Source organism: Candidatus Cardinium sp. cByotN1 (assembly GCF_022810525.1).
In the GTDB taxonomy this organism is placed as follows: domain Bacteria; phylum Bacteroidota; class Bacteroidia; order Cytophagales; family Amoebophilaceae; genus Cardinium.
In genome coordinates this window covers 1-7,658 of record NZ_JAACGG010000055.1, presented here as the reverse complement: position 1 = coordinate 7,658, position 7,658 = coordinate 1, and the positions used below count along the sequence as shown (strand labels likewise).

General features: G+C 37.2%; 6 protein-coding genes. 4 read left to right on the top strand and 2 right to left on the bottom strand.

Annotated elements, in window-relative coordinates; all coding sequences use genetic code 11:
- Positions 1-420 precede the first annotated feature (420 nt).
- The 4 genes from MUW73_RS01670 to MUW73_RS01655 all read left to right on the top strand — a co-directional run bounded on the left by MUW73_RS01670 (position 421) and on the right by MUW73_RS01655 (position 5,560).
- Positions 421-2,751, top strand: a complete 2,331-nt coding sequence (locus tag MUW73_RS01670; RefSeq protein WP_243018573.1) for a ribonucleoside-diphosphate reductase subunit alpha — start codon at positions 421-423, stop codon at positions 2,749-2,751.
- Between the two features lie 47 nt (positions 2,752-2,798).
- Positions 2,799-3,161 carry a hypothetical protein gene (locus MUW73_RS01665; RefSeq protein WP_243575194.1) on the top strand — a complete coding sequence of 121 codons (363 nt, stop codon included), beginning with the start codon at positions 2,799-2,801 and terminating at the stop codon, positions 3,159-3,161.
- A 3-nt stretch (positions 3,162-3,164) separates the two neighbouring features.
- Positions 3,165-3,575: a hypothetical protein gene (locus MUW73_RS01660; RefSeq protein ID WP_243018575.1), complete on the top strand. Its 411-nt coding sequence runs from the start codon at positions 3,165-3,167 to the stop codon at positions 3,573-3,575.
- 344 nt (positions 3,576-3,919) lie between these two features.
- A complete protein-coding gene (locus MUW73_RS01655; RefSeq protein ID WP_243575193.1) occupies positions 3,920-5,560 on the top strand; it encodes an AAA family ATPase in 1,641 nt (546 codons plus the stop codon).
- 93 nt (positions 5,561-5,653) lie between these two features.
- On the opposite strand, the gene murC is transcribed toward MUW73_RS01655, so the two are convergent.
- Entirely contained in the window at positions 5,654-7,072 is a 1,419-nt protein-coding gene (murC, locus tag MUW73_RS01650; RefSeq protein ID WP_243018577.1) for a UDP-N-acetylmuramate--L-alanine ligase, read from the bottom strand.
- A gap of 117 nt (positions 7,073-7,189) precedes the next feature.
- Positions 7,190-7,375, bottom strand: a complete 186-nt coding sequence (locus tag MUW73_RS01645; protein ID WP_243575192.1) for a hypothetical protein — start codon at positions 7,373-7,375, stop codon at positions 7,190-7,192.
- Positions 7,376-7,658: the final 283 nt, after the last annotated feature.

Here is a 7,658-nt window from a genome sequence, read left to right as displayed (position 1 = left end):
GAAAAACAGCTGCAATGGATATTGCAGGGTGGATGCTGTTTTTCCAGCTGTAAAGGGCGCTTTCCACAACTTTTTACCCAGGGTTTGATTTTTTGTCCACTTTTTTATCAAGCAAAAAGTGGGATAAAAATGGCTGCACAGCAGTGGCCTAAATGAAGACTATTATATTTGAAAATGAGTAAAATATATCTCTTAAGTTGACGCTATTTCCTGTTCACGAAATTAGTACAAGGGGCGTTTTTTCTTTTCTTGCTTAAATTTACCATAGTCGTGAATAGATACCTCATAAGTTTGGTTTAGGTAGGATAAAACCATTAGCTTTGTAGCACCTTAGGTGGCTATTAGGCAGTTAAGTAGCCATGGACTTAGCATAACAAGCGCTATCATTGGATCAATAATCAAAAATTTATAAAAAAGTAGATGTTAGTTATAAAACGAGATGGACGCTTAGAATCGGTCAAGTTCGATAAAATAACCATTAGAATCGAGAAACTATGTTATGGATTAAATAGGGATTATATTGATATTATTGCTATTGTTAAAAAGATTATTGAAGGTATTTACGATCGAGTAACGACTTCAGCTATAGATAACCTAGCGGCAGAAACCGTAGCGGCTATGGCGGTATACCATCCAGATTATGCCATTTTAGCTGCTCGGATAGCCATTTCTAACCTACATAAAGAAACGAGTAAGTCGTTTTCTAGTACGATAAAAAGACTCTATACCTATGTAAATCCTGAAACGGGACAACACGCTCCCCTTATAGCCCAGGACGTTTATAAAATCATTGCCAGCCATGCTGCCATTTTAGACCATGCGATTGTACATGAACGTGATTTTAGCTATGATTTCTTTGGGTTTAAAACCCTAGAACGTTCTTATCTGTTGAAAATAAATGGTAAAGTTGTAGAACGGCCTCAGTATATGTTGATGCGTGTAGCACTAGGCATTCATGGTGATGATCTGGATGCTGTACTGGAAACTTACCAGCTCATGTCTCAAAAGTGGTTCACCCATGCCACCCCTACCCTGTTTAACGCAGGAACACCCAAGCCACAACTTTCCTCTTGTTTTTTACTAATGATGCAGAGTGATAGTATTGAAGGTATTTACAACACCCTTGCGCAATGTGCTAAAATATCTCAGTTTGCTGGCGGGATTGGGTTAAGTATTCATAATATACGGGCTACGGGTTCCTATATTCGCGGAACCAATGGGATCTCTAACGGGATTGTACCTATGTTACGAACGTTTGATATGACGGCCCGCTATGTAGATCAAGGGGGGGGTAAACGAAAAGGTAGCTTTGCCATTTATCTAGAACCTTGGCATGCAGACATCTTTGATTTTTTAGAGTTGAAGAAGAACCATGGAAAAGAAGAAAGAAGAGCCAGAGACCTTTTCTATGGGCTGTGGATTCCCGACTTATTTATGCAACGCGTAGAACAAGATGGCATGTGGTCGCTCTTTTGTCCAAACGAAGCACCAGGGCTTGCAGATTGTTATGGCGCAGCATTTGAAGCAAAATACAAACAGTATGAAAAAGAGGGTAAGGCACGTACCTCCATTAAAGCACAAACGCTTTGGTTTGCGATTCTGGAGGCTCAAATAGAAACAGGCACCCCTTATATGCTTTATAAGGATGCAGCTAATCAAAAGTCTAATCAAAAAAATTTGGGTACTATAAAATCTAGTAATCTCTGTACAGAGATTATAGAGTATACAGCACCCGACGAAATTGCGGTTTGCAACTTGGCCTCTATTGCATTGCCCATGTTGGTAGATGATAATCGCTGTTTTGACCATGCCAAATTATATGCGGTAACCTATTTGGTTACTAAAAATCTTAACAAAGTAATCGATCGGAATTACTATCCTTTAGCAGAAGCACGTAATTCTAACTTAAGACACAGGCCCATTGGTATTGGTGTACAAGGACTAGCAGATGTTTTTCTGAAAATGAAGCTGGTTTTTGATAGCCCAGAAGCGCGGTTACTCAACCGAGAAATTTTTGAGACTATTTACTTTGCATCTCTAACGGCTTCTAAAGACTTGGCTCAACAAGAAGGGGTATATGAAAGCTATCCTGGATCACCTATTGCACAGGGTATCCTTCAGTTTGATATGTGGGGCGTAACACCTTCTTCCGGAAGATGGAATTGGGATCATTTACGTAAAGAAATAGGCCAGTATGGTGTAAGAAATGCACTGCTAGTAGCGCCAATGCCCACAGCCTCTACCTCCCAAATATTGGGTAATAATGAATGCTTTGAACCCTATACTGCCAATATTTACACCCGAAGAGTACTCTCTGGTGAATTTATTGTGGTAAACAAATACCTATTAGAGGACCTGATTCAGTTGGGGCTTTGGAATGAGCAAGTAAAAGAGGAAGTGATGATGGGTAATGGCTCTATTCAACACATTGCATCTATTCCACAGTCTATTAAAGAGCGTTATAGAACCGTTTGGGAAATTCCCCAAAAGTCTATTATTGATATGGCCGCCGACCGCGCACCTTATATTTGTCAGAGCCAAAGCTTAAATCTTTATGTCAAGGATGCCACCATGGCTAAATTAACCTCTATGCATTTTTATGCCTGGAAAAAAGGGCTCAAAACAGGAATGTATTATTTACGTACCAAGGCAGCAGCGGATGCTATAAAGTTTACCATACAAAAAAAAGAAAAAGTGGCAACCCCTCTCTCTCGTGGAGAAGAAAAAGAGTGCTTAATGTGCAGTGGTTAACCTAGCTGTTTGTAATCATTCAGTATCTGCTTGCCAGATTAGACCGTGTGAAAAGCCTAAATAAACAGGGGACTCCTAAACAACTTGGTCCAATTGGAGATCCAGCAGGTAAATCAATGCTGTATAAACCAGAAGGTTGGATTACGAAAGTTGCGAAAAAAAATAAGGGGACTAAAATTATAAATCCGAACGTTAAGGACGGAAGCGATTATATTAGATTTAGTCCCAAAAATCCGGATGCTAGAGCACCAGTAGGGCAACAATACAATTACTTTGAACGTTATAAAAATGGAAAAGTGTTAACCAAGGATGGTCAGTGGGTTAATCCCGCAACACATCCAAATAAGCAAGATTTTCATATACCGCAAGATATGTTTGAAGAATTGAAACCATTATTAGAATTGGATTAAAAAATGACTCCTAAATATCTTTGGATTAGTAATATTCTTGTGGGTGTTGAACCCCTAAGTGACCCAATACATGAATTTTCTAAATATCAATGGAATAATTTATATCAATACTATACTAATTTTTTAGATTATATAGGTACATCATTATATGATGAAGTTGATTGGATCAATTTTTTAGACTATTATGCTCGTAAGCTTAATTTCTATGAAGAATCCATAGAAAAACTAAGAGAGTTAAACGTTGTATTAGACCCATTTTACGAGAAATGTTTTGAGCTATCCGATTTTGAAGTGATCCGCTACCCAGAATGGGATACCATGATACCTATTGCCAAAGAATGTGTGCGTCTTTTGGAAAAGGAAAAAGAAAAAGGAGATGGCGATATGGTATTATCGGATGAGGATTTTGATTGATGTTCTTGAAGATCCATGAAATTCAGTACATGAGTGCTGACGTGTTATATAATAGTTAAAATTTAATCTTACAAACCTATGAGCCGCCTTCCTGTCTACTTAATGATTGCAGTAATGCACCTAGCGTATAGCAAGGGGTGGTTTTTAAGCGATAACCCCAACATCTTCTACTGATAAGCCTATTTATTTTTAAAATCCAGTATTAAGCTTGTTGTCATAGATCCATAGTATAAATTTTTGTTATAGCTTTATTGTTATTTAGGGGTATTTTAGTCTATTTTGGATAGATCATTCCTCTAGATGCCTTTTAAAAAGAGAAAGAACAAAAGTTTCAAGAAGATAAAATGATGCGTAAGATAAATGCACTGCCTATTGGCTACTCAGATGTTAAATCAGTGATTGAAACAGGTTACTATGTAGATAAGACAAGATATGCACAAGAACTAATTGAAAAGAGAAATCCTATTTTCATAGCTAGGCCTAGAAGGTTTGGAAAATCTTTATTTATCAATACACTGGCTACCATCTGTAGCGGTGAACAAGAAATTTTTAAGGATTACCACATAGCTAAACCTGAAAATGGTTATCAGTGGAAGAAATATCCGGTGATTAGGTTGGACCTTTCTAGATTAACCAATGATACACCTGAATTATTACAATTGTCTTTAGAAGATACACTAACAGAAATTGCTTCAGCATATGGTCTAACACTTAGAGGTCATGCTGTTAAAGCAAAATTTTCTAATCTGGTTTCAGATATGACACAGTTAGGAAATAGTTATGAACTGAGAATAGTAGTCCTTATAGATGAATACGATGCACCTATTGTTCATCTAACTAAAGGTTCCGATTTAGAAAACGCCAATATCAAAGTCATGAAAGATTTCTTTATGACCTTGAAGTCATTAAATAGCTACTTTCAACTTATCTTTATCACTGGCGTAAGCAAATTCAGTTTATCTGATGTATTCTCAGGGGCCAATCATTTAAAAGACATTACCATTGATGCATCTGCTGATGCGATGTTTGGTTATAGGCAAGAAGAAATTCTAACCATATTCTCAAATAACTTAGAAGATGTTGCTGAAACATGGAGTCAAAAAGCAAATAAAAAAATAACTGCATTAGAAGTAATGGGCCACATGGCAACTTACTATAATGGATATAAGTTTTACGAAGATGGAGCAAGTGTATACAACCCGTGGTCTACGCTAAGGTTTTTAGACTCTGCTAAGCTAGCCAACTACTGGTACGAGTCAGGCAGTCCAAGCTTACTCATTAACCAGATGCTCGCAGATCCTGATAGATTTGATATTAACATAAGAAACCTCCAAATAGAGGCCACCAGAGATGACCTAATGTATACAGAAAGTAGAAATGAAATTAGTTTAAAGTCTCTGATGTTTCAAACTGGATATCTAACCATTGACCATTATGATGAATCTACGGGTCTATATACATTAAAATTTCCTAATAAAGAAATAGAAGAATCCTTTCAGAAAAGTATCCAATCGAGTTTAGAAAAAAGCGTAAAAGATTACTTTATAAAAGAACGAGATAAAATTAGAAATGCACTCTCCAATAAAAAAATTAGATCATTTATAGATAGTATCAACACTGCTTTTGCTACGCTTCCTTACTATATCGATACCAAACAAGAAAAACAATACCACAGCAATTTACATATGCTGCTGCAAGGGTTAGGATTTCTAGGCGGTAGAAAAATGCACATGTATAGCGAATCTCCTTCCAGTAAAGGCAGATCAGATATCGTTTTAGAATTAGAATCAGCCATATACATTATAGAAATAAAATATAAATCCAGCGGAAAAGTAGCTTTACAGCAAATCAAAGAAAACGGGTATTATAAGCCTTATTTGCTCAGACAAAAAGCTATTATATTACTAGGCATTAATTTCAATGAGGAAACCAGGATGATAGATAACTGGGACTATGAAATACATGAAGAACATTTAGAAGAGTAAAATATATTTGGTTATCAGTCGTATCAGAAACTAGTGCAGCAGGAAAAAATCTATGTAAAAAGGGAGATAAAAAAGCTTTTTTACTAATTTCATCTAACCACTATCCCCAAAAATTTCTGCCATGGTTTTAGCTATAGCTGAAACCATCTCCCCTATATCTCCCGCCCCGATCGTAACAATTACCTGATGTTCTCTAATCCTAGAACAAGAAGCAGTTAAGTTGGCCAGCAAGTCATCCATGGTGACCAAGGCTTTTTGTTTACAGGTTAGTGCATTAAAAATAAGTTCTGCGGTAACGCCTGGAATAGGTACCTCCCTAGCTGGATAGATCGGTAATATAAAAACTTGATCTACTAGACTTAAGCTAGCAGCAAAATTTTTATAAAACGCCTGAGTACGTGAAAAAAGATGGGGTTGAAAAATAGCCGTTAGCACACTGCTGGGATAGAGCTTTTTAACGGAAGTAAGTAAAGCGCTAATTTCCACAGGATGATGGGCATAATCATCTATTAATAGGTAGTTCTTGTGTTGGGCAACCAAACAAAACCGCCTTTTTATACCAGGAAAAGTAGCCATAGCCTTACGCGCTTGAATGGCGGGTATACCCAGTTCCAAAGAGATTGTAATAGCTGCTAATGCATTTTCAATGTTATGCAAGCCAGCCATAGGTAAAACCATATTAGCAATCGTTATACCAGATCCTAGATAATCGAAAGTACTTTTATGGAGTCCAATAGCTACACGAGCCGCTGTAATATCTCCTTGATCTAATCCATAAGTTCGAAAAGGTTGCGTATAATGTTTACCAACCTCTAACTGATGGGCAGCACTATGCTGTATAAGCAAATTTTTCTGATTTTGTTGAATAAATTCAATAAAACTAGCCTGCATAAGGGCAGGTGTGCTATAGGTCTCTGGATGGTCTGCGTCTGCAGCAGTAATAATGCTAAAGGTAGGTTTAAGATGTAAAAAAGATCTATTGAATTCATCGGCTTCTGCTACCATTAGTTCTACTTGGTCTAATGAACAATTATACAGCAGGTTGCTATGATATCGATCTATGATACCTCCCACAAAAGCTACCATTGGTTGATTACTCTGGTAAAGTATATGAGCAATCATAGCTGAAGTAGTTGTTTTGCCATGTGTACCCGCTACAGCTATCGTCCTAAATTGTTTGGAAATAAGCCCTAATACTTCTGCACGTGATTGAATCTTATAACCCGCTGCTTTAAAATAGTTTAAAATAGCACTATGAGTGGGGATAGCTGGTGTATAAACCACTAAGGTTTGGTCAGGATGGTTGGCAATCACTTCAGGGATAGCAGTAGGACTATCCGTACAATCTACTAAAATACCCTCCCTTCTGAGTGCTGATACTACAGCAGATGCGCACTGATCGTATCCAAAAACTTGGCATCCCTGCTTAGCCAATAAGCGTGCTAAAGCACTCATGCCTATGCCACCAATACCTACAAAGTATACAAAAGGATAGTCGTTGAATGGTAACATGACCTTGGGTTTAAGAGCGTAAAAATAAACTTTCTGCGAAACGCTACTTTCGCTGGTAATGTGCACTTGGATGGGATCATCAGCTTGAAGTCGTTGTTATAGATAGTTGCCATTGCTTTAATTATCAGACTCATTTCTATTATGTTTACTATAGCCTAAATGATTTTCCATCTCAGATGCCAGCGCCTGTTCTACTATATTTTTCGTTACAACTTTTAATAGCCCATCTTGGGCAAAAGTAGTGGATAAGTCTGCCACACCTTTTAACAAAACATCTATGGCCGTTTGAAATTTTGGATTCATTGGAGCTTTCTTTTTCGATTGCATAATCGTACTTTTATTAGATGAAGATATACAATAACAAAAAACTTTTTACACAATTTTGTAGAAAAACCCTTGGGTAAGAACTAGATAAAGCTGAATAACATCTTTTTTAGGTAAGGAGAATCTTTATACAAAAGATTATAGAAACGACAGAACCGTGTTTCTGTTCACCACTATGGCTTATGCTAGTAAAAAAACGCGCCCTTTGAAAAAAGTGCGATCAGAAAGCTTAGTTTACAGATCAAAAGAAAAACAGTTGCCG

Excerpts from the sequence above, each read along its gene's own strand:
- MUW73_RS01670 (WP_243018573.1), top strand. The coding sequence starts at position 421 with ATGTTAGTTATAAAACGAGATGGACGCTTAGAATCGGTCAAGTTCGAT.
- murC (WP_243018577.1), bottom strand. The coding sequence starts at position 7,072 with ATGTTACCATTCAACGACTATCCTTTTGTATACTTTGTAGGTATTGGT.
- MUW73_RS01660 (WP_243018575.1), top strand. The coding sequence starts at position 3,165 with ATGACTCCTAAATATCTTTGGATTAGTAATATTCTTGTGGGTGTTGAA.
- MUW73_RS01645 (WP_243575192.1), bottom strand. The coding sequence starts at position 7,375 with ATGAATCCAAAATTTCAAACGGCCATAGATGTTTTGTTAAAAGGTGTG.
- MUW73_RS01655 (WP_243575193.1), top strand. The coding sequence starts at position 3,920 with ATGATGCGTAAGATAAATGCACTGCCTATTGGCTACTCAGATGTTAAA.